Raw genomic sequence first — 26464 nt, forward strand, 5'->3', positions numbered from 1 at the left:
AAAATAGGCTTACCAACTGCGCACTGCACCCGTATCAATGTGGACAAAGTTACTACCCGGATAGTATCCAACACCACCAGCCTTCAAACTGATTGCCGCATCGCGTACCGTAGAAAGCTTTACACCATCGAGACGAAAATCAATTGCCTTCCCTTCCATGTGTAGACTCTTCTTAGCAACACCAGTAGAACCGCTGCGCAGGGATGCATTGGTCACTGGAGAACGGTAGCCAGAAATCACGATAACTTCAGATTCAGTACCGATGAGCTTTTGAATTTGGCTGATTTGATCGAACAGACGTTTATCCATTGGATGCACTTCATTACGGCGATGATCACGGCAGAACTCATTCAAACGCTGCAATTCTTTGCCGACGTAGCGATTGCCATCGAAGTAGCACGTCTCGAGAAGCTCACCCGTATTCAAGTTATTCATGGCTAACACGCGTGGTTCATCCGGAAGTGAAGCCCATGAAAGTGTAGGCATTGCAGACGCCAGTACGACACCACCAGCGGTCATTTTAAGGAAATCACGGCGAGAAAAATTACGACTTACCATAAACAAAAACACTGCTCAATTACTAAACAAAGAAAGCGGACGATACCGAAACCAATTTATCTCGTCAAATGCATAAATTGGTCCGGAATATCGAAGTCGCGCTGAATTTTTTGTTTACTTATTGAACAGAAAACGATTTTTTAGAATTGTAAATTTTCTTAAATTTACGAGCCATGGCTGGCTTAGCCTTGATGGTCGTATTTGTAGATGTCATCTCGGTAATACAGCGTACCTTCTTCCAACCAAGCTGTTTGGTAGATGATGTGTACCGGAATACGTTCCCCTAGTGGCACCGAAGTCGTTGATGAACGAGCGCTTTCCCGCTTTTTCTCTAAACGCTCTTCCAAACCTTGAGTTTTGAACAAAAGCTCTGCAAGTTGATCGGCGTTTTCTACTCGAACACAACCCGAGCTAAACGCCCTTCTATCTTGTTGGAACAAGTTTTTACTTGGAGTGTCGTGTAGATATATGGCTTGTGGGTTCGGCATGTTGAACTTGTACAAACCCAACGCATTGTGCGAACCAGAAGCCTGACGCATGCGGTACGGGAAGGTTCTTGGATTAACTGTTGCCCAGTTGATCGTGGTTGGATCGATGATTTCGCGCGACGTCCAAGAACGGATGATTTGAATGTTATGTTCCATTAAATACATCGGATTGCGTTTCACTTTTGGAATGATGTCTTTCACCATGATTTTCCAAGGCACATTCCAAGTTGGATTTAAGATCACCGAATCTAGCGTTCCAGTCATGATTGGGGTTTTTCTTGAAGCTCGACCAACCACAACTTTTGATTCAAACAGTGGCTGACCATCATGCCAGTACGTAACTTCATAACCCGGCACGTTCACAAACACGACATTGTCTCGTTCTTTCGCCCAAATACGAGAACGCTCCGCATTCAATGCCAGCAAGTGCAAACGTTGTTGAGGAGAGAAGTTGATCCAACGAATGGTGTTCGGACCAATTACGCCATCTTGGTTCAAGCCATGAATACGCTGGAATTCTTTCACCGCCAGCTCCAAATTTTCATCGTATTGCGGTATTTCTGAATCGATGTAACTGACATCCACTCCGACGATCGCCATGCGTTCAACAAGGGTTGATTTGTTTTCTATCGGATCGCCGACGCGCAACAGACCTTTTTGCTCATAGAAAGGATATTGATATTGCGAGAATTCAGAAAGCGAAGCAAATGCCGTATTAAATGAAGCATCCATTTGCAAAGGCGAGCGCAAGCTGGCTAAAAACTGATCCAGCTTCCCTACCGTGATCTCATTGCTCAGTACCGATAGCGTATCCACACTAGGCGCAGGAAAGCTCACATGGGCTTTATTTGCAAACAACCAGTTAACGCCTTCTTGAGGAACCTGCTCAAGATAGCTGAGGTACATAAGGAGGGAATCGGTCATCACCAAATCGAAGTCAAGGTTGTCTCCTTTCCATCTTACTTGGTTAATACGATGCAGTTGGTTGTCAAACTCTTTGGAAACGTCAGCAAGCGCGACCAGTTTCATCTGAAAAATGAACTGTTCAACATCGCTCTCATTTTCCCAATTCAAACGGTAATTCGTACTTTGATAAAGTTGATCAATCACCGTTGGATAATGGATCATTTTTTCGACAGACAACTGCTCTACGGCCCCTTCTTGCTCCGTTTGGGCTGAAGCATCGAGAGAAACCACGGTAGAAAAGCTGCAAAACGGCACCATAAGTGCCGTCATTATTAAAACCCTAGCAAACACTGAAACGATCCTTGCGCTACTTGCCATAAAAAAAGTATGGCAAATATCTCACAGCTTGCAGGTTTAAAATTAAGAATCTGGTGACGAAATCGACAACAAATCTCTCAATAAGAGATTATTTATTGAACTTTTTAAATAATTCGTGACCAATGATTGTCCCATTGAACACCGCTTGAGTATGCGTTTTTGAATTGCGAAGGTTTCTGTTCAACGACTTTTCCCGCTCCAGAACTGACGCGAAACTCATCGCCGTAAATCACCACACCAGACGCATCTGGCAGTGCATTCAGCTCCACCAGCTTGCCCGTTTCTTTAGACCAAATGCCATAACAACTGCCCGGAGGTGATGTTGCTAAAATCCAATCATTGGTTGCAGCAATACTGGCTATATAGTGATTAAAGCGTGCCCATTCTTCAGGTTCTGCTTGCAGTGTTTGCATCTCTCCTCCACGCGTATGCATGGCGAGCAAAGCAGGATATTCGTCAGGTTCTCCGCGATATTGCTGGCCGCACAACACCGTTTCTGAACCATCATGCGCAAGATGACGAATGCTCAGCTTATGATCCGGCAACGCAACTTGATCAAGCAACTCGCCGTTTTGCGAAAGGTAGCTCAAGCTTGGCGTCATGCTGTCCAAATTCAAAGGCTCACGGCCATTAGTATGCACTCCACCCACACCAATCGCTAACGTGCCATCGGGCATCATGATCACTTCATGAGGCCCAATGCCGAATCCCGATAACTCAGCGATTTTTCGGTATTGGTTTTGAACATCGTAAACACCAATGATGCCTCGGCTAGTGCCTCTTTCGCCTTCCGTAGCGAAGAGATAAAGACCATCGTGAGAATAAACGCCGTGGCCGTAAAAATGGCGCTCCGGTTTTGCCAGTTCCAACTTGACCATTTGCTCTGTTCGATAGTCGAACACCATAAAGAAAGTGCCAGGACGTCGACCAAAAACAACTGCGTGGCCATGCTGATTGGTCGCCACGCCATGTCCACGTTCAGGGATAGGTAACGTCGAAATAGGCATACCATGTTCATCAGCCACCACGGTAGCAAACTTATCTCGCCCGACAATGGAACAACCAATCAATGCGGGCTCTCGCTTTGTTGTCGCCGCACAACCAAACGGCAACACGGGAGTTGCCGCTCCAAATAGTGCCGCTTTTAGAAGCGTTCGGCGGGTTTGATCAGTCTCCATCGGTTGCATTAAACCCTATAACGACACCAAGCTCGATAGCCACCTCTTCATGGATGAGGTATTTAAGTTGTTCTAGCTTGTTGTATTGCGCGAGAGCCAAACGATATCCGTCCACACTTTGTAGTGCAGAGAACAGGCTTTTATCTTCAGGCCAAGTCTCTAAAGCCATGTCAAACTGATACGCGACGCGATCCGCCAATTGCGTTTTACCTTGCGCCCTTAACAGCGCATCTAAACCTTTACCGTTCGCAAAATACAACTGATGCAAGCTTTCTAAGTTAGCTTTTAAGTTAGAGAGCGAGGTTTCTGAGCGCCAAGACTCCGAGAAGTAAGGACGAGGATGCCCTATCTTGGCTAGCGGACGGCTGAGCTTTTTCATGCTGTATTCTAGCTGGTTAGAAAGCAGCGAAATGTACTCCGATTCCCACTCTGTCTTTTGCAAAGACTTCCACGGGTTTTGAGCCCAAGAATTCGCGATGATCTGTGCTTTATCGTGCAAGTTTTCGGCAATAGCAACACCTGAGGCACATACATTGCTATTGGTATTAAGCGTGGATGCATCATCATAAAGTAACCATTCCAACGCCCCCAGACCTTGCACAGTCACGCTTTGTGTCGAGATCTCTTCCACTGTCCAAACTTTATCGGCTTTAGTCAGCGCCGACATTTTACGCCCGGTGGTATTTTTTTTATCGGGCCAGAATTGTACGTTCCAGCTTTGCTCCAGCGCAGTCGCTGGGCCACGTTCCTGTCCTTGAAGCGCCATCCAAGCCAGCATGGTGCTGTGCCACTGTTGTTGTACTGGTTCCACGTCATTTTTCGGCGCCGAACAAAAATCAGCAAAGCTCTGTTCTAACTGCGAAGCTTGGTTTAAAAATGACTGAGCAGCATGAAACTCCACTTCGTAAACAGCTTGAGAAATATGGCTAGTTTGCTCTGGTTGTTCATCCGATGAGCTCGTTGTCGATTGGCAACCAACTAAGCTTAGCGTTGCAACAACAGCGCTCATTAATGTTGTTTTCTTCATGGTTACATCCTTACAGAGAGTTCAGAAACGCAATCAATGCGTCACGTTCTTTTTGGTTAAGCGATAGCACGTTTTGTTTCGCTTGTTCCGCTTCACCACCATGCCAAAGCACCGCTTCCATCAAGTTACGAGCTCGACCATCATGTAAGAAATATGTGTGACCGTTCACTTCTTCTGTGTAACCAATCCCCCAAAGTGGTGGCGTACGCCATTCACGGCCATTGGCAAGATATTCAGGTCGATGATCAGCAAGGCCCTCTCCCATGTCATGCAACAGCAGATCGGTATACGGGTGGATAAGTTGCTCTGAAAGCGCAGGCCGGTCTGCTCGTTTTGTCGTTTTTACACTGGTTTTATGACAGCTTTCGCACCCCGAAGCAGCAAAGATCTTTTGGCCAAGCTGGACATCAGGATCATTCACATTTCGACGAATCGGCACGGCTAAGTGTTGGCTGTAAAACTCTACGAAGTCGAGTATGTTTTGGCTTACTTCTGGCTTGCCGCCATTTGGCAACTCCTCACAAAGGGATTGCTTCGCCGTACAATTTTCATTCGGGAACAAGTGACTTGTTAGACCAACATCACCATTAAACGCGGCCGCATTTTGCTGCATCAACGTTGGTTGTCCTGCTTTCCATCCAAAACGGCCAAGCGAAAAGTCGCCTTTTTCGATGTCCCAAACTTTATTCACCTTGCCTGAGATGCCATCGCTATCACTGTCATTTTCGTCTGCCCACTTAAGCAACGTTTCATCAGGAATACTTTCTAGCAAACCTAAACCAATCATAGGTGGCGCGACACGAGCGGAAAACTGCGTATCAGGGTGCATGTCCCCATAACCTAAATCGGTAATTTTCAGCGTAGGCTTTCTCAACGTCACTTTGCTGCCATCTTTAAACTCAACGGGAACGTCCGTATAAGTAATAGCAATTTTGCCCTCAGGCGCTTGGTCTTGCAGAGCAAAATCTTGCAGTTGCCCACCATACGTAGGCTCCGGAATACCGCCATCCATGATGTAAGCTTTCTTCTGCTCTAGCGTCATCGCCGGGATACTCAAACGCACCAACATAGACACGGCATGAATGTCGTCTTTTTCAGGAGGATGCCCACGGCCATCTTTTATGTGGCAATTCTGACAACCATTGGTGTTGAAAAGCGGGCCAAGGCCGTCTCTTGCATCTGTAGTCGCTGGCGCTTGCACCCATGGGTTACGGAAAAAACTATTGCCCACACTAAAATCAAGTCGCTTACTCATTGGCAAGTTCGTCGCGGGTAATGAATAGGCATTAGCACCGTCTTTTTTGACACTGGTGTTGCCACCAGACTTAACATCGTAAGCCATGGCAGAAGTCGAAAGGATCGCGGCAAAGGCGGAAAGTAGGTATGGCTTCATATCACTGCTCTTATATGAATGGATAACAACGAGCTCTAACGGCAAAAGGGCTCACGATGAGCCCTTGTTTATTATTATGTGTTCTTAAAACTCGTGGTCTGCGGTGTCTGGGCTTAGGCTATCGATGCCGACAATACCCGCTGCACGCTCAATAGCACCGGTTTGTGCAACCAACGCCATGATGGTGTCGTTAACCAGTGCGTTGCCTTGAGCATTACCCGCGGCAATAAGTTGGTCGAAATGCTGATTGTGTTTTTCAGCAGAAGTCACCAACTCACCAACTTGACTGCGTGTTACGTCAAATTGCTTCTGGATTTCTTCAGCGGCTTTCTTATCTTCCTGAGCAACTAGGTTTGCGATACTTGGACCAGTAAGAACCGTGCCATCTTGGCGGCTGTATGTACCCGTATAAACGTTGTAGATACCTTGCTCGTTGTAGTAATGCGAGTTGTGCGTGTTATCCGAGAAGCAATCGTGCTCGTCTTCAGTAGAGTTCGCTTCTAGCGCAACTTTCATACGCTCACCAGCTAACTCCCCCAAAGACAAAGAGCCCATGCCAAACAGCATTTTACGTAGACCATTCTCTGCAGAACCTGTGAGTAGCTCTTGACGGTAGTTGTCTTTTTCATCAGCAGACCACTGTTTTTCCATCCATTCAAGATCTTGAACCAGTAGATCGGCCGCGGCTTTTAAGTACTCACCGCGACGATCGCAGTGATCATTTGTACAACCAGAGCCAACAACAAAGTCCGTGTAAGCACGCTGACCTGCACCTGCATTTGTGCCGTTCAGATCTTGTCCCCATAGAAGGAATTCAATCGCGTGATAGCCCGTGGCTACGTTTGCTTCTGAGCCACCTACTTCGTTCAAGCTAGCAAGTAATTCTGGAGTAATTTTTGCCACGTCAAGCTTAGACGTGCCGATCGTTAGGCTTGTGTTGGCAATGATATTTGCCGCTGCACCTTCGTTACCAAGCTCATATTGGTAGTCAGCAGCTACATAATCGATAAGACCTTCGTCAAGTGGCCAGGCATTAAGTTGACCTTCCCAATCGTCGACTACTGCGTTGCCAAAACGGAAAACTTCAGACTGTTGGTATGGCACGCGGGACTCTAGCCAAGCTTGCTTAACGTCTTCAAGCTTTGCCTCAGATGGTGCTTTTAAAAATTCATCGATTTTCACTTCCAACGTTTTTGCCGTCGTCAGTGAGTCAGCAAATACGGCGTGAGCCACATCTGCATAATGTTCAACAACTTGTTGTTTTGTTACTTGAGCAGCAACGGTAGTACCACTGGCAATGAGGAGTGAAGCAGCAATAGATTGGACTAATACTGTTTTTGCATTCATCTGAAGCATCCTTGTTGAGCAATTTATTTGTTATATTCGTAGTGCTAATTATTCTTATTTGCACTTTTAGTCACGAGATAATACAAATTTACAATTTATTTGCAACTCCAGATACAAAAAAAGCCTCATCACTGTGAGGCTTTTAACATTCATAATTGACAGTTTTCTCTTTAGGATTAAACCTTTAGGTTATGTTTGCCGTGAGAAACTTTCGCTCTAAGATAGTTTTCATTACCATCTTTAATGTGCGCCGAAGTATTGACAACTTCGACAATCTCAATTCCGTACTCCGCTAATTCACGGATTTTCTTAGGGTTATTGGTCACAAGACGAATTTTCTTGATACCTAACGCTTCTAACATTTGTGCCGCTTCGGTGAAGTCTCTTAAATCATCATCAAAGCCTAAATGGTTGTTTGCTTCGTAAGTGTTCATCCCCTGGCTTTGCAGACGATACGCATCAATCTTGTTGTACAAACCGATACCACGGCCCTCTTGGCGAAGGTAAAGGATCACGCCGCCAGATTCGCCCATACGTTGGATCGTTTCTTCTAACTGCTCACCGCAGTCACAGCGAGATGAGTGGAAAACATCGCCAGTCAGACACTCGGAATGCATACGCACTAGCGGCGTGTCTTGCGTTTGATCCGCTTGTTTAAAAATAACTGCCACATGCTCTTTATCTGTCTTAAGGCCACGGAAAGACAGGATCTCAGCATCGATATTACTTTTAGCCCCGACTTTAAAATCTACTCTGGCACGTACTTCCGCCATATCTATACTCACTCGATTTATTGCTTGATGCGCTTGATGCGTTTTTGTTATTGCATTCATGGGATTCACTTATTGCTCTTCAACTATGGGGATTGATACCGCATTTTTCAATGTTGAGATCACAATTGGGTTGATCTTATCCCCTTCCGCGAACAAAGACGATCACTTATCTTGCTGCGCTGATGAATTGTTATAGTATAACAATTTTATAAAACTACAATAAAAAACCCCAGACAAATTTTTGCCGGGGTTGGTAAAGGTTAGAGCATGAAAAGGAATCTTAATGAGTTTGGCTACGTTTCCAAACCGCTAATTCTATCCATACCGCTTCGAGTTCTTGAATTTCTTCGTCTGTTAGGACGGCGAGAGTTGAAGTCACTTGTGGCAGCTTCGGTGTTTGAAACGCACGAATCTGCGAATAAAAGTCCTTCTTTAACTGCAATATAACTGAATCCACTGCGTACACCTACTGTTGTTCTTTTATTACTTCTCCAGCTCAAATTTTATCGTTAGCTTTATACTGGAGGCTTCATAAATTCCAAAAAATGATAACACTCTGCTTGTTATATGCACAATTTATTTTCCATACTGGAATAATGGTCACATTAATTTCGCTTGATTAGTCGGATCGAAAATAGAGCAAAAAAGATCAAAAATATAATAGGAAAGATCCACAATAGCGCAGTTGAATAATTAAATGGAGGTTGATACAGAACAATATTTCCATATCGTTCAACCAAATAATCTTTTACCTGCTGATCGGAGCTACCTTCATTGATCATGGTATAGACCTTTAACCGAAGATCTTTAGCCGCTGGCGCATTGGACTCAATCAAGTTCTGGTTTTGGCATTGTGGGCAGCGCAATGTCTTAGCGAGCGAGGTTGCTCGTTGTTGCACTTCTACAGATTGAAATTCAAAAAGATCAACGTTCTGCTTAATTTCACTCCCATTGCTCACAGGAGAATATAATGCAAGTGCAAAAACGGTAATAAATATATATTTAAATAGCGCCATTAAAATACCTAGAAAATATTGAGTTCCATTTGTCGATCGTGATTGCTCCCCGATATTTGATCAAAACCTTGCCATTTTGATCAATAAGATAAGTTTCTGGTGTACCTATCACTCCCAGCTCAACCGCTAATTCGCCATTTGGGTCACTAATCACTTCTTGATAAGGATTGTTTTTAGAGCTCAAGTAGTTTTGAGCGGCAGAGTTATTATCTCGATAATTCAAACCAATGATCGGCACTCCCGCATCCGCTATCTGCAAAAGTGTTTCATGTTCTTTCTTACAGATCCCACACCATGACGCCCACACATTCAGCAACTTATAGCCATTGTCTTGAAACAACACCTGAGTGACCTCTTTTCCAGAGATAACCGATACAGCGCTGAAATTTGGAACCATTAGCGTGCTTTCCTTTGCTTGCTCAACGTGTGGACGGTCAGATAACGCCGCAACGACCACGACTGAAAAGACGGCAACAACAATAAATAACCCGAATAGTTTAGGCATAGTTTTCGGTGACATTCACGGCCCTCTTTCTTTTGCGATACACAGTCGTCAGTGCGCCAAACACCGCTATCAAACCGCCTGACCATATCCACCAAATCCCCGCCCGGTATTGAACTTTTATTGCATAAGCGTTTGTGCCAACTTTATCTCCCAACGTCAGATAATAGTCTCCGTGCCATAAACTCAGAATCGCGGGCTCAGTCATGTTCATTACTCGCACGGGATAATGGCGTTTTTCAGGTTGTAATACATAGCGAGTCTGATCATCAAGGCGCAAAATGATCCTTGCTTGTTCTGCGGTGTAATTTGGCCCTATTATCCAATCTATACCTTGATAATCGATACCAATGTTTGCTCTTTGATGTGAAACACCTGGCTCTACTCGCAAGTTGTATTGGAACGAGTATTCACTGTTGAAGACAGCTCCTACAACGGCTAAAGAAAAACCGACGTGTGCTAACACCATCTTGATTAGTGGCCCTTTGTTTTCGGCATTCAGCCATAACATAGTGTGCGTAGTAATAACCCAAGCTGCTAAAAATACACTCGTGATTGTCCCAATACGCACGGTATTAACCGACAAGATAAAGACGGCTACGACACCTAAAGCGATAGTACTTGCGAAGGCGAATTGCCCTTTCCAGTTCGCACACACTCCTTTTGTCCACCGCAAAATTGGCGTCATGGCTAACGCCAACAAAGCGAAAGTACTAAGAGGAAATATCAAGCTATTAAAATACGGCGCACCAACAGAGATGTTTCCCAACCCTAGCAATTGATAAATCATCGGGTAGAACGTACCTAAAAAGACGATCGCCGTGGATATGACCAAAAGTCCAATGGACACATACACCATATAAGCTCGACTGATCAAGGAACGTAATCTAAATGGTTTGATGGCATCTCCACGCACAATCAGTACGCCAAACGTCATCAATAATAACGCACTAAGCACAGCAAGCAGGGCTAAACCTTTGGTAGGATCCACAGCAAAAGCATGCACCGACGTTAATACGCCAGAACGTACGATAAATGTCCCGAGAATGCTTAAACTAAAGGTCGCAAACGCCAACGCGTATGTACTCCACAACGCTCCCTGATTTTTCTTTGCTAATACCCCGCTGTGCAGGAGTGCAGTGCCGGTTAACCACGGCAATAAAGAGGCATTTTCTACTGGGTCCCAAAACCACCAGCCTCCCCAGCCAAGTTCATTGTATGCCCACCAAGAGCCGACAAGGATACCAACAGTCAGGGTTCCCCAGGCAAAATACGCGGCCTTTCGCGTACAACGGTACCATTCATTGACAGGCCGTTTGCTTAATAACGCCGCAAGTGCAAACGCCAAAATGGCGGAATAGCCAACGTAACCTAAATATAAAAGTGGCGGATGAATGATCAATCCGATGTCCTGCAGCATTGGATTCAAATCACGTCCTTCTACCGCCAATGTTTTTGCGAACTCAAAAGGGTTAGACGTTGTTAACGTAAACCAAGCAAAAACGGCAATCAGAACATTCATAATGCCAAGGCAATCTGCGGTGTAGCATTGGTTAATCGGAGAACTAAGAGCAATGTATGATGCCCATAAACTGAGCGTCACGACCCAAAACAGCATGGAGCCTTGGTGCCCACCCCATGCCGCTGCAACCTTGTAAGCGGTTGGCAATTGGCTGTTGGAATGAGTGACCACATATTCAAGAGCAAAATTGTCTTGGATAAAACAGACAATCAGCAGTAATAGACAAACAACAGAGGCCAAACTGATGAGATGTGAGGTCGCAAGTTGGTGTTCTAACATGATGGGCTTAGCCGCTGCACGGCGATACCAATGCAGTACAGCGGAACAACTCGCCCCCATTGCGACAAAAATCAGTAAGAAGAACCCTAGTTCAGCCTCCATTGTTCCTCCTTAGACAACGGTCATTTGACCCGCATAGAGTATGAACGTACGCAGCATCAGCACGCCGACCAAACTCAATGTCGTCACGACAAAAACGTAACTACCTTTATGGCGAACTTCAGAAGGCATTAACCAGTTCAATGTTAGCGGCATCAACATACCAATCAACACAACACCAACCCAGAACCACTGCGCCCAAAAGCCGTTGGATATTGCATTCCAAGCTGCGACTTCGTTTTGTCCCCCGCTGAAAATCAGGCCAGTAAAGAACGTTACTAAAACGAACAACTCGAATAATACAACCGGACGTTCAAAGCCATGCACCCATGACACACTAGGACTGGATGTCGGCTCTTTAAACACTAAGATTCCGAACATCAAACATGCCGCTGCGCCCGAAGAAAGGCTTGAGAATAGGAACAAAATCGGCAACACCGGATTGTTGAGCATCGGGTAGGTTTTAAGTGCCGATAGTAGGAAGCCAGTATATGCCGCCAGTACTATCGCCAAGAAACCCAAGAACAACTCGATGGCATTACTCACCTTTCCAGCCTTGATCAAAACGCCATCCACAAAGTCGAGTAACCCGCTCGGTAATTTGCCTTCACAAAAGCTGATGATTTGATGGCGAAAGAGCACGCCAATCCAAACAAACAACACAACCATGTAGACTTGAAACAAGACAACGCCCATCGACATCACCGACGTCGGGTTGTAGTAAATCATGATTTTCCAAAACTGGAGTGGCTTAGTTAAATGGAAAATCAAAATCACCAAACCGGAAATGATGCCAAATGGCGCGAGCCAAGCCATCGCTTTCATAATGCCATTGTTCGCCGGATCACCCTCAATGACTTTGCGTTTAAGATAGATAGAAATCATCACTGCGCCAGCAGACATCCCAGCTAAAAATAGGTAAATCGCGATGATCCAATCCCACACTAATGAATCAAAGTGGAAAGCACTTTCAAAACCGTTCATGATGACACCTCCCCTTTGTTGTGCGGAATTTTAAACAACTTAGGTTGCGTTCCTAAATGTGACTTATCGCGATACACAAGATGGTTATCAATGACTTTGCTGACCTCGCTAGTTGGGTCATTCAAATCACCAAAGATGAGTGCTTTTGTTGGGCAAGATTCCACGCAAGCTGGCTGCTTACCTTGCGCCAGGTTGGTATCACTGCAGAAGTTACATTTGTCTGCAGAATGGTCAACAGGGTTGAAAAAGCGCACTTGATAAGGACAAGCAGCCAAACAATAGCCACAGCCGACACATCGCTCTTTGTGCACATCAACTATGCCCGTAGCTTCATCTTTATACGCAGCACCCGTAGGGCAAACATACACACATGGTGGATTATCACAGTGCTGACAAGATTCACGCGTAAACTGGTACTCAACATCAGGAAATTCCCCAATGGGTTCACTGCGATGAATTTTTAGGCGGGTCACCCCTTCTGGCACTTTATTCACTTCGCGACATGCTTCGGTACACGCAGTACATCCTATACACGCATTTTCATCGTGCACCATGCCAAAACGTTTGGTTTGCTCACTATCACTGGCATAAAGAGAAGCACTAACAACAGAAGTACCAGCAACGCCAGTGGTCAAAATCAATGCGCCGCTACTGGCTAAAAAATTTCGTCTTGAACACTTCATGCTATCTCTCCTCTTTTTTTGCAAGTTCAGGTTCAGCAGCAAACTGAGAGTGGCAATCGACACATTGTTTGATGAGCTGTTTTCCGTCGTAAGAAAGTGCTTTCGTTTTGGCAGCGTGAACATCGTGACAATTTGAACAGGTCAAATTTTTAGCATGAACATCATGCGTCCAATTACTTTCTCTCAACTGAGTTGGAGCGTGGCAATCTACACACTGGCTATTCGCTTTGAGAATGGTGCTTGGATCAAGAAAAACCTTGTCATGCACTGCTTTTGATTGCGCAGCAGCAAACTTGATCACATCAGGAGCCCCTTCACGGTGATCAGGCCCGATATTGCTGTGACAGTTTGTGCAGTTAAGTGTTTTACCTTGGCTAAGCAGCGCTTCTGGCTCATGCGACAAATTCAGAGTTTCTTTGGCATCCTTATGACATTGAAGACATTTGTAGTCTCGGTCACGAATCAGCTCAACTTGATGGCGAGTGTTTTGTGCACCCTCAACAGGCTCTGATGAAATCGCATGGGCGGAGATAGAAAAACCATAGATGGCAAAGGCGAAGAGAAATTTCAGCATTGTCACTATGGTCAATTTTATATTGCCCATATTTTTCTTTCCTTAGCTCTAAAATAATTGATAACTGTTCTCAACTATTTAATAGAGCGACAATTAATTTCTTCTGAAGATATTTTTATATCTTCAAATGACATCAATTCTTATTTTGGAAAGCCACAACGCTAAACCTATATTCATAATACCCCTATTATTCCTAAGAGGTAGAAGGCACTGTTCAAAAAGCGAACTTAATCACCTTATTTATAAAATGGTTATACCTCTAACCTACTGTCAATAAAGGGGATTGAATCATACCACTTTAGAGGTATATGAAATTAAACATGATTAAGATCACTAGTGTAAATTGATCTAAAGCAAGACTCATTCCGCTCACTATTTCATCTCTTTATTTACACAATAATATTATTTGTAGATCTCCGGTTCTTATTTGGAATAGCTTCTCACAACGCTGCTAATAAAAATGAATATGGAGATAACACCGTGAGCATAAAACACTGGATGAGCGCACCTATCGCGGTTGCGACCTTATTCGCTAGCCAATTATTGTTGGCCGGCTCTGTGTTGGCGGCAGAAAACAACGATCGACTTGATCCTCGTAATGACGCCTTCGAACAAAACCATCCTGACCAATATCATTCTTGGAAGGCAACATCAGAAAGTAAACATATTGAAGACGCCCTAAGTGAAGACCCAAATATGGTGATTCTTTGGGCTGGCTACGGATTTGCTAAAGATTACAACAAGGCTCGAGGTCACTTTTATGCGCTCGACGATGTAAGGCAAACCTTAAGGACAGGCGCACCAGCAGATGAAAACTCCGGGCCAATGCCAATGGCGTGTTGGAGTTGTAAAAGTCCTGATGTCGCTCGCGTGATAGAAGAGCGTGGCGAGGATGGCTACTTCTCTGGTAAATGGGCGCGTCTAGGCTCAGAAATCGTCAATCCTATCGGCTGTTCTGATTGTCACGACACTCGCTCAGAAAAATTCAACCAAGGCGAGCCAGAACTAGCACTAACCAGACCTTATGTTGAGCGAGCATTCGATGTAATTGGAAAAAACTTTGATGAACAGTCACGCCTTGATAAACAAGCGTCTGTGTGTGCTCAGTGCCATGTCGAATACTACTTTACAGGACCAACGAAAGCGGTGAAATTCCCTTGGGATATGGGTACGACGGTCGGTGACATGGAGAAGTATTACGATGCGTTGGACTTTAAAGATTGGACTCACGCCGTTTCTAAAGCACCGATGCTAAAAGCACAGCACCCTGGCTTCGAGACTTGGCGTGAAGGGATTCACGGCAAAAACAAAGTGGTTTGCGTCGATTGCCATATGCCGAAGGTGACAAAAGAAGATGGTACCGTTTATACCGATCATAAAGTAGGCAATCCTTTCGACCGCTTCGAAGACACATGTGCGCAGTGCCATACTCAAACCAAAGAGCAGCTACGTAACATCGTGTCGTCACGTAAAGCGCAGGTGTTGAACATGAAATTAACCGCCGAGAAGCAAATTGTCGCGGCGCATTTTGAAGCTGGAGAAGCATGGAAAGCAGGAGCAACGGAAAAAGAAATGAAGCCGATTCTCCAAGATATTCGCCATGCGCAATGGCGTTGGGATTATGCGATCGCCTCTCACGGTGTTCACATGCACGCACCAGAAGTGGCGCTGGAAGTTCTCGGTACCGCAGTTGATCGCGCCGCCGATGCTCGTACTAAATTGGTACGCTTACTGGCAACAAAAGGCATTACTGAACCTGTTCAAATTCCAGATATCTCGACCAAAGCAAAAGCCCAAGAAGCTTTAGGAATGGATATGGAAAAAATGAACGCGGATAAAAAGCACTTCTTAGACACCGTGGTTCCAAATTGGGATAAAGCAGCAGCGGAGCGAGAAGCAACCTATTAGTCAAATCGAAAATAGGATTCGACACCTATGATGCAACAACAAAGGGCGCGTTCTGCGCCCTTTGTTTTCATCAGTTCATTCTAGTCGAAGTACATCATCAAAATGCAAGTAAACTATTAACGTCGACGAATTCTTGGCACCGGTTGGATGTTTGGTCGAGTCTGAGGTCTCTGAATATTTGGCTTGGTAATCGGACGCGGCACGTTATGCGCGGGTAATGGCTGTGTCTTCAATGTTGATTCTGGCAACGTCGTTTGTTTTGGTAACGTTTTTGTTTCTACACGCTGGGGACGCTCGTGCCATTTTGCTTGAATCGCTTGTTTTTGTTCATCCGGCAACGTCTTCCAGTGGTTATCCAGTTGTCTCTTCATGTTATCGAAGTTGGCGTTCATATCGCCATCTTTCCAATCTTCAACTTTGTCTTTGATTGACTGTTGTTGATCGTCGTCGAGACTATTCCACCATGCCTCGAGCTTTTCTCGATGGTCATGTCCGTCGTCACAGCAACCCGGATAATAGTAAATCCAATAGTCATCGTGACCATACCACCAAGGGTCGTAATACCCACTCGAATAATAGACAGATGAAGAACCAGTTGAAGGAGACGAGCATCCCACCAGCACTGTACCGCACAACAATACCAACAAACCCGCTTCTAGCTTCTTCATACTGACTTTCCTCTTTACTCTACATTGTATACTTACATAAGCTTTTTCGCTTTGTTGATGGACTCGATGATCGTCACTCTGTCTAAATTGGGGTCATTGGAATCTAGGAGTAGAACCCAAGTATCGATGGCTTCTTGAAAGCGGAAAGAAATGAAGTGATCGTTCGCTATCAACGACAATGCGGCTTCATTATAAGGTTCAAGTTGCAACGCCTGTTCTAATAGTAAACTGACTTCATCAGTCATCGCTTGTTTATGCAGGTAGTATAATGTTGTCGCCTTAGCGGCAAGTTGCGTCGCGGTTACGTTGTCAGTGAGTTGGAGTGTGTAGTCGAAACAAATCAACGCAGCATCAAATTCTCCCTCCAACAGATAACCTTGACCTAACTGAAACCAAAGCTCATCGTTATTAGGCTCTTGTTTTAGCTGTTGCTGTATTTCATCCATGATGTCTCGCGAGGTCATCATTCGAGCTATCTCCGCTTGGATAGGTTGCGGTGGGGTTTGCTTCAACAATAAGTAACCAGCGCTAGTGAGTGCTAACACCATCAAACAAAAGCCAAACCACTGGGTAGGCTTCACTTTCGAAGCGCTAAGTGACAAAACGACGATAAAAAGCCCCATCAAAGTGATGGCAATGAAAAACCATAAAGACATAGCGATACCCGTGAGTAAACATAAGCTTAGTGTACTGGTTTGGTTGAGAGATTGCGTTGATGAAGATACAAAAAAGCCGAGCATTTTGCTCGGCTTTCATATTTAGCGATGAAGGAGAAGATTACTCTTCTTTGCCCTCTTCCGCGTCGTCTGCTGCTGGCGCTTCAGGAGCTTGCTGTTCTGCATTCGCTTCTGTTGTTTCTGCTTCTTCGCCTTCTGGCAATTCCACTTCTTCAACTTCATCGATACGTTGTAGACCAACAACTGACTCGTCTTCTGCTGTACGGATCAGCGTTACACCTTGAGTGTTACGGCCTACTTGGCTAACTTCTGCTACACGTGTACGAACCAGAGTACCAGCGTCGGTGATCATCATCATCTCGTCGCCTTCTTCTACTTGCACTGCGCCAACTACTGGACCATTACGCTCAGAAACCTTGATAGACACAACGCCCTGAGTTGCACGACCTTTCGTTGGGTATTCAGCCAATTCAGTACGTTTACCGTAACCGTTTTGAGTAACCGTTAGGATGTCGCCTTCGTTAGACGGAACGATTAGTGAAACCACTTGGTCGTCGTCAGCCAGCTTCATACCACGGACACCTGCCGCTGTACGACCCATTGCACGTACTTTGTCCTCGCTAAAGCGAACAACTTTACCTGCTTTAGAGAACAGCATGATGTCGCTTGAACCCGTTGTGATATCAACGCCGATTAGAGAATCGTCATCACGTAGGTTCACCGCAATTAGACCGTTTGAACGTACGTTCGCAAACTGGTCTAGAGAAGTCTTCTTAACGGTACCGTCGCCAGTTGCCATGAAGATGAACTTGTCTGCTGAGAACTCATCAACCGGAAGAATTGCAGTGATACGCTCACCATCTTCCAATGGAAGGATGTTCACGATCGGTTTACCACGTGCAGTACGGCTCGCTAGTGGCAATTGGTAAACTTTCAGACGGTAAGTCTTACCGCGAGTAGAGAAACATAGAATGTTGTCGTGGGTATTCGCCACTAGAAGACGTTCAATGTAGTCTTCATCTTTCATTCGAGTTGCACTCTTACCTTTACCACCACGGCGCTGTGCTTCGTAGTCGCTTAGGATTTGGTACTTAACGTAACCTTCGTGAGATAGAGTTACGACTACGTCTTCACGAGCAATCAGCTCTTCCATGTCAATGTCATGGCTAGCTGCTGTGATTTCAGTACGGCGTGCATCAGCAAATCCGTCACGAACTGCTTCTAGTTCTTCACGAATCACTTCCATCAAACGCTCAGTGCTTGCAAGAATGTGCATTAACTCAGCGATTTCTTCTAGAAGCTCTTTGTATTCAGCAAGAATCTTCTCGTGTTCTAGACCGGTCAATTTATGTAGACGTAGATCTAGAATTGCTTGCGCTTGTTGTTCAGTCAGGAAGTATTGACCGTCGCGGATACCGTATTGAGGCTCTAGCCATTCTGGGCGAGCCGCATCAGTACCAGCACGCTCAAGCATTGCTGCTACGTTACCTAGATCCCAACCACGAGCAATAAGACCAGCTTTTGCTTCAGCAGGAGTCGGCGCTTTACGAATTAGGTCGATGATTTCATCGATGTTCGCTAGAGCAAGTGCAAGACCTTCAAGAATGTGCGCACGCTCACGAGCTTTACGCAATTCGAAGATAGTACGGCGAGTCACGACTTCTCGACGGTGATCCACAAAGCACTTCAACATATCTTTCAGGTTGAATAGCTGTGGCTGACCATTGTTCAGCGCAACCATGTTGATACCGAAAGTCGTTTGTAGCTGAGTTTGAGCGTAAAGGTTGTTAAGAACCACTTCGCCTACTGCATCGCGCTTACATTCAATAACGATACGCATACCATCTTTGTCAGATTCGTCACGTAGCGCACTGATGCCTTCAACTTTCTTATCTTTAACAAGTTCAGCAATCTTCTCGATCAGACGAGCTTTATTCACTTGGTAAGGAATTTCGGTAACGATGATGGTTTCTTTACCGTTTTTCTCTGTTTCGATTTCCGCTTTTGAACGCATGTAGATCTTACCGCGACCTGTTTTGTACGCGTCTACAATGCCTTTACGACCGCTGATAAGCGCCGCAGTTGGGAAATCTGGACCAGGGATGTAATCCATTAGTTCATCAATAGTGATTTCTTCATTATTGATGTATGCAAGACAGCCATCGATCACTTCGCCAAGGTTATGTGGCGGGATGTTGGTTGCCATACCTACCGCGATACCAGAAGCACCGTTGACCAATAGGTTTGGAATTTTGGTTGGAAGAACCGCTGGAATCTGTTCTGTACCATCATAGTTAGGTACGTAGTCTACGGTTTCTTTGTCTAGGTCAGCCAAAAGTTCGTGGGCAATTTTTGCCATACGTACTTCGGTGTAACGCATTGCCGCAGCAGAGTCGCCATCGATTGAGCCAAAGTTACCTTGACCATCGACCAGCATGTAACGAAGTGAGAACGGCTGAGCCATACGTACGATTGTGTCGTACACAGCACTATCACCGTGTGGGTGATATTTACCGATTACGTCGCCGACAACACGGGCTGATTTTTTATATGGTTTGTTCCAATCGTTGCCTAGTACGTTCATCGCGAATAAAACGCGGCGGTGTACTGGTTTTAGGCCATCACGCACATCTGGAAGAGCACGACCCACGATAACTGACATCGCGTAGTCTAGGTATGAACCTCTAAGCTCATCTTCAATGTTTACGGGCGTGATCTCTTTAGCTAAATCGCTCATAGAGCCATTATCCCTCTATTTTCTGATCGTAATTACGATACGTGTAAGGTGCAAAAATATAACACACAATTCATCACTGGGGCATCACTTTCCCGCTCGTTTTATCAGGTTGTGAGCTTCGTTATGAGTTAAATGAAGAGAAATTGCACATTCATCCCATATCTTTCTGAAAACTGACTATATTTCCACCAACTGTCGCCAAAAAAGTCTCCTGTAACGATTGTGAGAAAAGAAGCAGTTTAAACGTATCGTACCATTAGAGTATAATCTCGCCTTCCAAAGGACTATTAGCGAAGCAAAATAACTATCATGACTAAAGCACAAAACGTCGACCCTAGTGAAATTAAGAAATTCGAAGAGATGGCTTCTCGTTGGTGGGATTTAGAAGGCGAGTTCAAACCTCTTCATCAAATTAATCCGCTTCGCTTGAACTATGTCCTAGAAAAAGCCGATGGCCTTTTCGGCAAGAAAGTTCTCGATGTTGGTTGTGGCGGCGGCATCTTAGCAGAAAGTATGGCAAAGGAAGGCGCCACCGTGACTGGTCTAGATATGGGTAAAGAGCCACTAGAAGTTGCTCGCCTACATGCATTGGAGACAGGGACTAAACTGACCTACATCCAAAGTACCATCGAAGACCACGCTGCGGAAAATGCGGGGACTTACGATGTTGTGACCTGCATGGAAATGCTAGAACACGTGCCAGACCCACTCTCTGTAATTCGTTCATGTGCCGCGTTGGTTAAGCCTGGAGGACATGTATTCTTCTCGACGTTAAACCGCAACATCAAGTCGTACTTGTTTGCGATTGTAGGCGCAGAAAAACTATTGAAGATAGTACCAGAAGGCACGCACGATCATGAGAAGTTCATCAAACCTGCTGAAATGATGAAGATGATCGACCAAACAGATTTGACTGAAATGGGCATCACAGGCCTTCATTACAACCCGCTAAATGACAGCTATAAGCTAGGTCGTAATGTAGATGTAAACTACATCGTCCACACTAAAAAATACTGAACGGCGTTACATTAAAAACGCCTTCTTGTGATTGACATTTCAGTCATAAAATGAATCAAAAGCGTTAGCACAAAGTTGCCGCTTTTTTTGTCTTTTTATGTATGAAATTCGTGCTCTAGATTCCATTTTAACCAACCCATTTTTCGCAAATAAAAACAGGCAAAGATCAAGGAATTTTTTTTTGAGGGCGGTTATTTATAAACCGTTCTTCAAAGCTTAGTTTTCCCCATTCAAGTCAGCCCTTTTCTCATCGGTTAGTGTTCACTTACTGATTTTTTTTATTTTATTACTTATCCACAAGTCATCCCAAATCTGTACCTTGATAAATCAGTGCAATAGCACTATCTTGTAACCCGCAAACAAATGAACCCCTATATGTTGTGTTTAAGCTACAATATATAGATAGACTTTGATCACAAAGCCGCCGCAAGCTTTACAAACCTTGCACATAAACAAACAAAAATACGGCTTTTATCAGTTTTCTTAGGGAAATAAAGCAGAATGAACCAACAACTTACCGTCACTAAGCGTGATGGCCGTAAAGAAAGTATTGATCTGGATAAAATCCATCGCGTTATCACTTGGGCTGCAGAAGGTCTAAATAACGTTTCAGTCTCTCAAGTAGAACTTCGCGCTCACATCCAGTTTTACGACGGTATCACAACGACAGATATCCACGAGACTATCATCAAGTCAGCGGCAGACCTGATCTCTGAAGAGACCCCGGATTACCAATACCTAGCTGCTCGCCTAGCGGTATTCCACCTACGTAAAAAAGCGTACGGCCAATATGAGCCGCCAACGCTGTTTGATCACGTGTCTCGTCTTGTAGATATGGGTAAGTACGACCAACATATCCTCGAAGACTACTCAAAAGCTGAACTGGACGAACTAGATTCTTACATCGACCACAAACGCGACCTTAACTTCTCTTACGCTGCGGTAAAACAGCTTGAAGGTAAGTATTTCGTGCAAAACCGTGTGTCTGGCGAGATCTACGAAAGTGCTCAGTTCCTTTACATTCTAGTGTCGGCTTGCCTATTCGCTAACTACCCGAAAGAAACACGTCTTGACTACATCAAGCGTTTCTACGATGCGACATCAACATTTAAAATCTCTCTACCTACACCAATTATGTCTGGTGTACGTACCCCTACTCGTCAGTTCAGCTCATGCGTACTGATTGAGTGTGGTGACAGCCTAGATTCTATCAACGCAACTGCAAGTTCTATTGTTCGTTACGTATCTCAACGTGCTGGTATCGGTATCAACGCGGGTCGCATTCGTGCGCTAGGTTCTGAGATCCGTGGCGGTGAAGCATTCCACACAGGTTGTATCCCGTTCTACAAGTACTTCCAAACAGCCGTAAAATGTTGTTCTCAAGGTGGTGTACGTGGTGGAGCAGCAACGGTGTTCTACCCAATGTGGCACGGCGAAGCACGTTCACTAATGGTGCTTAAGAACAACCGTGGTGTCGAAGAGAACCGCGTTCGTCACATGGATTACGGCGTACAGCTAAACAAACTGATGTACCAGCGTCTGGTTGAGGGTGGCAACATCACTCTATTCTCACCTTCAGACGTACCGGGTCTATACGACGCATTCTTCGAGAACCAAGAAGAATTTGAACGTCTATACGTGAAATACGAGAACGATCCTTCAGTTAAGAAGGAAACGGTAAAAGCCATCGAAATGTTCTCGCTACTCATGCAAGAGCGAGCTTCAACAGGTCGCATCTACATTCAGAACGTAGACCACTGTAACACTCACAGCCCATTCGACTCTGAAGTTGCACCAGTTCGTCAGTCTAACCTATGTCTGGAAATCGCACTTCCAACTAAACCACTGACTAACGTTGAAGATGATTCAGGTGAGATTGCACTATGTACGCTTTCCGCGTTCAACCTTGGCGCAATCAAATCTCTGGATGATTTCGAAGAGCTTTCTGATCTTGTTGTTCGCGCTCTAGATGCACTACTGGATTACCAAGATTACCCACTACCAGCGGCGTACAAGTCAACAATGAACCGTCGTACGCTAGGTGTTGGTGTTATCAACTTCGCTTACTACCTAGCGAAGCATGGAGTGAAATACTCTGACGGCAGCGCAAATGGCCTGACTCACCGCACGTTTGAAGCAATGCAATACTACTTGCTAAAAGCATCGGTAGCGCTAGCAAAAGAACAAGGCAAGTGTCCTTCGTTCCACGAAACAAACTACGCGAAAGGCTTACTGCCAATCGACACTTACAAGAAAGATATCGACCTAATTTGTGATGAAGAGCTGCACTACGATTGGGACAGCCTACGTCAAGAAATCATGGAACACGGTCTTCGTAACTCAACACTGACAGCGCTAATGCCTTCTGAGACCTCTTCTCAGATCTCGAACGCTACAAACGGTATTGAGCCACCACGCGGTTACGTATCTGTAAAAGCATCGAAAGATGGTATCTTGAAGCAAGTTGTTCCTGAGTTCACAGAACTGAAAAACAACTACGAACTGCTTTGGAATATCGGTTCTAACGACGGTTACCTTCACCTTGTGGGCATCATGCAGAAATTCGTTGACCAAGCGATCTCTGCAAACACAAACTACGACCCATCGCGTTACGAGACGGGCAAGGTTCCAATGAAGAAACTTCTTCAAGACCTACTTACAGCGTATAAGTTTGGTGTTAAGACGCTTTACTACCATAACACTCGTGATGGTGCGAAAGACGACCAGAAAGACGCAGTTCAACCACAAGATGACGATTGTGCAGGCGGCGGTTGTAAGATTTAATCTTCCCTACCCTAACAATCCGCAGTAACAGAATATCGAACACCTCCCCTTATGGGGAGGTCTAAAAGGAATTGAGGCATTATGGCTTACAGTACTTTTAACCAGAACAAAAATGACCAACTAAAAGAACCTATGTTCCTTGGTCAATCAGTAAACGTTGCTCGTTACGACCAACAAAAATTCGAAATTTTCGAAAAGCTTATCGAAAAGCAACTGTCTTTCTTCTGGCGTCCAGAAGAAGTTGACGTATCTAGCGATCGTATCGACTACAACAAACTGCCAGACCACGAGAAGCACATCTTCATCTCTAACTTGAAGTACCAAACGCTTCTAGACTCAATCCAAGGTCGTAGCCCAAACGTGGCACTACTTCCACTTGTTTCTCTTCCTGAGCTAGAAACATGGATTGAAACTTGGTCTTTCTCTGAAACGATTCACTCTCGTTCATACACACACATCATCCGTAACATCGTGAATGATCCAAGTGTTGTATTTGACGACATCGTAGAGAACGAGCACATTCTGAAACGTGCTAAAGACATCGCACACTACTACGATGACCTGATCCAAGCGACAAATGACTACCACCGTTACGGTGAAGGTGAGCACGTTTTGAACGGCGAAACGGTTAAAGTGAGCCTGTACGATCTTAAGAAGAAACTGTACATCTGTCTGATGTCTGTAAACGCACTAGAAGCAATCCGTTTCTACGTAAGTTTCGCTTGTTCATTCGCTTTCGCAGAGCGTGAGCTAATGGAAGGTAACGCGAAAATCATCAAGCTGATCGCTCGTGATGAAGCGCTTCACTTGAATGGCACGCAGCACATGATCAATCTGCTACGTAACGGTCAAGATGACTTCTCATTCATGCAAATCGCAGAAGAAGCAAAACAAGACTGTTTTGACCTATTCAAAGAAGCGGCAGAGCAAGAGAAGGAATGGGCAGAGTACTTGTTCAAAGACGGTTCAATGATCGGCTTGAACAAAGACATCCTGAGCCAATACGTTGAGTACATCACCAACATCCGTATGCAAGCAGTAGGCCTACCAGCAGCGTACCCAGAAGCAACAACCAACCCAATCCCATGGATTAACGCTTGGTTGTCTTCAGATAATGTTCAAGTAGCGCCTCAAGAAGCGGAAATTTCGTCTTACCTAGTCGGTCAGATTGACAACGAAGTTCGCGCAGACGACTTTGAAGGGTTTGAGCTGTAATGCCAACCATCAAAATCAACAAACTTGTTAGCATTGAATCCAACCCATCCAATACCATTTTGGAGACCATGGAACAGGCGGGCTTACTTCCAGAATACAACTGTCGCGACGGTCACTGCGGTGCATGTCGTTGTAAGTTGGAATCTGGTGAAGTGGAGTATGTTGGTTTTGCCATGGCTTACACGCAAGGTGATGAGATTCTCCCTTGTATCTGTAAAGCCAAATCAAGCGTTTCGCTGACTGGTGTGAACTACGCGATGAAAGAAAAGCGCGCATAGTTCCAGACGAAGAAACACGAAAAAGCCAAGGCGATCGCCTTGGCTTTTTGTTATCTGTAGATGGTGAATAGCCTAAAGTACGCTGTTAGGAATATGCATCTCTTTCACTTTCTCTAAAAACGCATAGTGGGCAAACATAGGTTTTCGCTCTAAGTAACGGCGTAATAAATCCAGCGCTGCGGTGCTGATCACTTTCACTTGGTCGTCACGTTGATACTTTTTCGCTAACTTATAAGACGCGCCCCATTCACCTGATGGTGTAGACAAGGCGACAGAAAATACCCCACCTTCAACCTGTCCGGTCACTAATGCTAAATCGGTAGCGCACTTTTCGCGAGTCGCTCCCGCTAACGCAAATGTCGCAGCCAATGGATCGCCCTCATGGTTTACTGTTTGGTTACGCCCTGCCAGCACCCAACCGTGACCCAATTGCTTTTCTGCATTTTCATCACTGTTTAACCAGTAGGTTAAATATCCAGCACTGCTTTTTTCAGACACAGAAAGCGTGAGATCTTTATCCGCCAGCAGTTGTCCTACATGCTCAACCATCGGAAGGTCGATGCTAACCGTATTGCTTTCGAGGTGCTTGTTGATCAACTGCATCAGCTTCAAACGTTGTTCAAGCTGATCTGCCGGGCCAAACAGCTTCACTTCAATAAAAGGCAGATAAGAGCGATACCCAAGCTCATAGCCTTGTGGCAGTTTTAGCTGATCCAACTTATCCGAGATCCCAGATTCAGAAAGACCAAAAGTGTAGATTCGACTACAGCATGAACCTTTTACATCAGGAAATACTCTTCGAAGATCAGGCAAAATTTGTGTTTCTGCCATCAATTTGAATTCGCTTGGTACACCAGGAGTAAAATAAAAAATCGCGTCATTGATCAGCATTTTAAAGCCACATGCCGTGCCAATAGGATTGTCTAAAATTTCTGCGATTTCAGGTAGCATGGCTTGTTTTAAATTGCTATCAGGCATAGGAATGCCACGCCGAGCATACATGCTCTCCAGTTGCTCTAGCCATTCTTTAAACAATACCAGTTTGCACTCAGCCGCTTTCGCTGCCGCTGCGGCGCTCATGTCGTCGGTCGTTGGCCCCAATCCACCGCTAACAATGACTACGTCATTGTTGAAGCTCAGCATTAAAAACTCTTCGATTAAGCTCGACTGCTTGTCTCCCACAGTGGATCGTTTGGTTAAACCAAACCCATGCTGATAAAACAAACTCGACAGCCACGCCGCGTTAGTATCAACAATATCTCCGTGAAGCACTTCCTCACCAGTACTTAGCATTGCAATTTTCACAACTGACTCCTGAACATAAGCACAATTCTATTTCTATACGGAGCACTTATATCGTTTTCTTTTTATCAGACTAATCGCTTAGTCAATTTGTTGGGATTAAATTAAGGTCAAGTATTTAAATGGGTTTTCTTTTAAGGGATAATTGTGAGCCCGATCATCAAACCATTA

The 26464-nt window shown here is 44.9% G+C and carries 23 protein-coding genes; 5 read left to right on the plus strand and 18 right to left on the minus strand.

The features are described from left to right. Positions 1-9: 9 nt before the first annotated feature. The 14 genes from ACF8CV_RS22580 to nrfB form a co-directional block, all read right to left on the minus strand. Complete coding sequence (locus ACF8CV_RS22580; RefSeq protein ID WP_005457820.1) at positions 10-558, minus strand: DUF882 domain-containing protein; 549 nt, start codon at positions 556-558, stop codon at positions 10-12. Between the two features lie 182 nt (positions 559-740). Beyond that, on the minus strand, positions 741-2282 hold the full coding sequence (locus ACF8CV_RS22585; protein ID WP_238988910.1) for a murein L,D-transpeptidase: 1542 nt from the start codon (positions 2280-2282) through the stop codon (positions 741-743). Positions 2283-2434: 152 nt separating this feature from the next. After that, entirely contained in the window at positions 2435-3517 is a 1083-nt protein-coding gene (locus ACF8CV_RS22590; protein WP_208870977.1) for a DUF1513 domain-containing protein, read from the minus strand. Next, on the minus strand, positions 3498-4535 hold the full coding sequence (locus tag ACF8CV_RS22595) for an imelysin family protein (protein WP_208870978.1): 1038 nt from the start codon (positions 4533-4535) through the stop codon (positions 3498-3500). The genes ACF8CV_RS22590 and ACF8CV_RS22595 overlap by 20 nt, the downstream gene beginning before the upstream one ends. 10 nt (positions 4536-4545) lie before the next feature. Next, complete coding sequence (locus ACF8CV_RS22600) at positions 4546-5928, minus strand: di-heme oxidoredictase family protein (RefSeq protein ID WP_180758348.1); 1383 nt, start codon at positions 5926-5928, stop codon at positions 4546-4548. Positions 5929-6012: 84 nt separating this feature from the next. Next, positions 6013-7275, minus strand: a complete 1263-nt coding sequence (locus tag ACF8CV_RS22605) for an imelysin family protein (RefSeq protein ID WP_208870979.1) — start codon at positions 7273-7275, stop codon at positions 6013-6015. Between the two features lie 176 nt (positions 7276-7451). After that, on the minus strand, positions 7452-8108 hold the full coding sequence (gene ribA / locus ACF8CV_RS22610) for a GTP cyclohydrolase II (protein ID WP_005457833.1): 657 nt from the start codon (positions 8106-8108) through the stop codon (positions 7452-7454). Between the two features lie 220 nt (positions 8109-8328). Next, entirely contained in the window at positions 8329-8505 is a 177-nt protein-coding gene (locus ACF8CV_RS22615) for a hypothetical protein (protein ID WP_005483239.1), read from the minus strand. Positions 8506-8653: 148 nt separating this feature from the next. Beyond that, entirely contained in the window at positions 8654-9064 is a 411-nt protein-coding gene (nrfF, locus tag ACF8CV_RS22620; RefSeq protein ID WP_138937548.1) for a heme lyase NrfEFG subunit NrfF, read from the minus strand. After that, a complete protein-coding gene (locus ACF8CV_RS22625) occupies positions 9051-9584 on the minus strand; it encodes a DsbE family thiol:disulfide interchange protein (protein ID WP_025499586.1) in 534 nt (177 codons plus the stop codon). The genes nrfF and ACF8CV_RS22625 overlap by 14 nt, the downstream gene beginning before the upstream one ends. Then, complete coding sequence (locus tag ACF8CV_RS22630) at positions 9562-11469, minus strand: heme lyase CcmF/NrfE family subunit (protein ID WP_138937549.1); 1908 nt, start codon at positions 11467-11469, stop codon at positions 9562-9564. The genes ACF8CV_RS22625 and ACF8CV_RS22630 overlap by 23 nt, the downstream gene beginning before the upstream one ends. A 9-nt stretch (positions 11470-11478) precedes the next feature. Next, the gene (gene nrfD / locus ACF8CV_RS22635; RefSeq protein ID WP_138937550.1) at positions 11479-12450 is read right to left on the minus strand and encodes a cytochrome c nitrite reductase subunit NrfD; all 972 of its coding nucleotides are present in this window, start codon (positions 12448-12450) and stop codon (positions 11479-11481) included. Then, entirely contained in the window at positions 12447-13133 is a 687-nt protein-coding gene (gene nrfC / locus ACF8CV_RS22640; protein ID WP_024702494.1) for a cytochrome c nitrite reductase Fe-S protein, read from the minus strand. Before nrfC ends, nrfD begins: the two co-directional genes overlap by 4 nt. A gap of 1 nt (position 13134) precedes the next feature. After that, positions 13135-13737, minus strand: a complete 603-nt coding sequence (nrfB, locus tag ACF8CV_RS22645) for a cytochrome c nitrite reductase pentaheme subunit (RefSeq protein WP_138937551.1) — start codon at positions 13735-13737, stop codon at positions 13135-13137. A 468-nt stretch (positions 13738-14205) separates the two neighbouring features. Here nrfB and nrfA point away from each other — a divergent pair, with 468 nt between their 5' ends. Continuing rightward, entirely contained in the window at positions 14206-15615 is a 1410-nt protein-coding gene (gene nrfA, locus ACF8CV_RS22650) for an ammonia-forming nitrite reductase cytochrome c552 subunit (RefSeq protein ID WP_277762274.1), read from the plus strand. 116 nt (positions 15616-15731) lie between these two features. On the opposite strand, the gene ACF8CV_RS22655 is transcribed toward nrfA, so the two are convergent. The 3 genes from ACF8CV_RS22655 to gyrA all read right to left on the minus strand — a co-directional run bounded on the left by ACF8CV_RS22655 (position 15732) and on the right by gyrA (position 19697). Further along, positions 15732-16283, minus strand: a complete 552-nt coding sequence (locus ACF8CV_RS22655; protein ID WP_023585322.1) for a hypothetical protein — start codon at positions 16281-16283, stop codon at positions 15732-15734. A 32-nt stretch (positions 16284-16315) separates the two neighbouring features. Further along, a complete protein-coding gene (locus ACF8CV_RS22660; protein ID WP_025536648.1) occupies positions 16316-16939 on the minus strand; it encodes a cytochrome c in 624 nt (207 codons plus the stop codon). Positions 16940-17060: 121 nt separating this feature from the next. Further along, positions 17061-19697, minus strand: a complete 2637-nt coding sequence (gene gyrA, locus ACF8CV_RS22665) for a DNA topoisomerase (ATP-hydrolyzing) subunit A (RefSeq protein WP_005494728.1) — start codon at positions 19695-19697, stop codon at positions 17061-17063. A 309-nt stretch (positions 19698-20006) separates the two neighbouring features. On the opposite strand from gyrA, the gene ubiG reads away from it, so the two are divergent. From ubiG to yfaE, 4 genes are all read left to right on the plus strand, one after another. Then, positions 20007-20714: a bifunctional 2-polyprenyl-6-hydroxyphenol methylase/3-demethylubiquinol 3-O-methyltransferase UbiG gene (gene ubiG / locus ACF8CV_RS22670; protein WP_005483291.1), complete on the plus strand. Its 708-nt coding sequence runs from the start codon at positions 20007-20009 to the stop codon at positions 20712-20714. Between the two features lie 501 nt (positions 20715-21215). Next, positions 21216-23498 (plus strand): class 1a ribonucleoside-diphosphate reductase subunit alpha, encoded by a 2283-nt coding sequence (gene nrdA, locus ACF8CV_RS22675; RefSeq protein ID WP_005457837.1) that lies wholly within the window; start codon positions 21216-21218, stop codon positions 23496-23498. An 81-nt stretch (positions 23499-23579) separates the two neighbouring features. Next, on the plus strand, positions 23580-24713 hold the full coding sequence (nrdB, locus tag ACF8CV_RS22680; protein WP_023623868.1) for a class Ia ribonucleoside-diphosphate reductase subunit beta: 1134 nt from the start codon (positions 23580-23582) through the stop codon (positions 24711-24713). After that, positions 24713-24991: a class I ribonucleotide reductase maintenance protein YfaE gene (gene yfaE, locus ACF8CV_RS22685; protein ID WP_005457859.1), complete on the plus strand. Its 279-nt coding sequence runs from the start codon at positions 24713-24715 to the stop codon at positions 24989-24991. The genes nrdB and yfaE overlap by 1 nt, the downstream gene beginning before the upstream one ends. A 72-nt stretch (positions 24992-25063) precedes the next feature. On the opposite strand, the gene ACF8CV_RS22690 is transcribed toward yfaE, so the two are convergent. Then, positions 25064-26296 (minus strand): CinA family nicotinamide mononucleotide deamidase-related protein, encoded by a 1233-nt coding sequence (locus tag ACF8CV_RS22690; protein WP_208870980.1) that lies wholly within the window; start codon positions 26294-26296, stop codon positions 25064-25066. Positions 26297-26464 lie beyond the last annotated feature (168 nt).

This window comes from Vibrio sp. zbq_1 (assembly GCF_043102935.1).
Taxonomy (GTDB): domain Bacteria; phylum Pseudomonadota; class Gammaproteobacteria; order Enterobacterales; family Vibrionaceae; genus Vibrio; species Vibrio parahaemolyticus.

Bases quoted from the DNA above. Each gene is read 5' to 3' on its own strand.
- ACF8CV_RS22580 (WP_005457820.1), bottom strand. From the start codon at position 558: ATGGTAAGTCGTAATTTTTCTCGCCGTGATTTCCTTAAAATGACCGCT.
- ACF8CV_RS22625 (WP_025499586.1), bottom strand. From the start codon at position 9,584: ATGTCACCGAAAACTATGCCTAAACTATTCGGGTTATTTATTGTTGTT.
- yfaE (WP_005457859.1), top strand. From the start codon at position 24,713: ATGCCAACCATCAAAATCAACAAACTTGTTAGCATTGAATCCAACCCA.
- nrfB (WP_138937551.1), bottom strand. From the start codon at position 13,737: ATGGGCAATATAAAATTGACCATAGTGACAATGCTGAAATTTCTCTTC.
- gyrA (WP_005494728.1), bottom strand. From the start codon at position 19,697: ATGAGCGATTTAGCTAAAGAGATCACGCCCGTAAACATTGAAGATGAG.
- ACF8CV_RS22605 (WP_208870979.1), bottom strand. From the start codon at position 7,275: ATGAATGCAAAAACAGTATTAGTCCAATCTATTGCTGCTTCACTCCTC.
- ACF8CV_RS22585 (WP_238988910.1), bottom strand. From the start codon at position 2,282: ATGACGGCACTTATGGTGCCGTTTTGCAGCTTTTCTACCGTGGTTTCT.
- nrfA (WP_277762274.1), top strand. From the start codon at position 14,206: ATGAGCGCACCTATCGCGGTTGCGACCTTATTCGCTAGCCAATTATTG.
- nrfC (WP_024702494.1), bottom strand. From the start codon at position 13,133: ATGAAGTGTTCAAGACGAAATTTTTTAGCCAGTAGCGGCGCATTGATT.
- ACF8CV_RS22590 (WP_208870977.1), bottom strand. From the start codon at position 3,517: ATGCAACCGATGGAGACTGATCAAACCCGCCGAACGCTTCTAAAAGCG.
- ACF8CV_RS22600 (WP_180758348.1), bottom strand. From the start codon at position 5,928: ATGAAGCCATACCTACTTTCCGCCTTTGCCGCGATCCTTTCGACTTCT.
- ubiG (WP_005483291.1), top strand. From the start codon at position 20,007: ATGACTAAAGCACAAAACGTCGACCCTAGTGAAATTAAGAAATTCGAA.
- nrfF (WP_138937548.1), bottom strand. From the start codon at position 9,064: ATGGCGCTATTTAAATATATATTTATTACCGTTTTTGCACTTGCATTA.
- nrfD (WP_138937550.1), bottom strand. From the start codon at position 12,450: ATGAACGGTTTTGAAAGTGCTTTCCACTTTGATTCATTAGTGTGGGAT.
- nrdB (WP_023623868.1), top strand. From the start codon at position 23,580: ATGGCTTACAGTACTTTTAACCAGAACAAAAATGACCAACTAAAAGAA.
- ACF8CV_RS22595 (WP_208870978.1), bottom strand. From the start codon at position 4,535: ATGAAGAAAACAACATTAATGAGCGCTGTTGTTGCAACGCTAAGCTTA.
- ACF8CV_RS22630 (WP_138937549.1), bottom strand. From the start codon at position 11,469: ATGGAGGCTGAACTAGGGTTCTTCTTACTGATTTTTGTCGCAATGGGG.
- nrdA (WP_005457837.1), top strand. From the start codon at position 21,216: ATGAACCAACAACTTACCGTCACTAAGCGTGATGGCCGTAAAGAAAGT.
- ribA (WP_005457833.1), bottom strand. From the start codon at position 8,108: ATGAATGCAATAACAAAAACGCATCAAGCGCATCAAGCAATAAATCGA.
- ACF8CV_RS22660 (WP_025536648.1), bottom strand. From the start codon at position 16,939: ATGTCTTTATGGTTTTTCATTGCCATCACTTTGATGGGGCTTTTTATC.
- ACF8CV_RS22655 (WP_023585322.1), bottom strand. From the start codon at position 16,283: ATGAAGAAGCTAGAAGCGGGTTTGTTGGTATTGTTGTGCGGTACAGTG.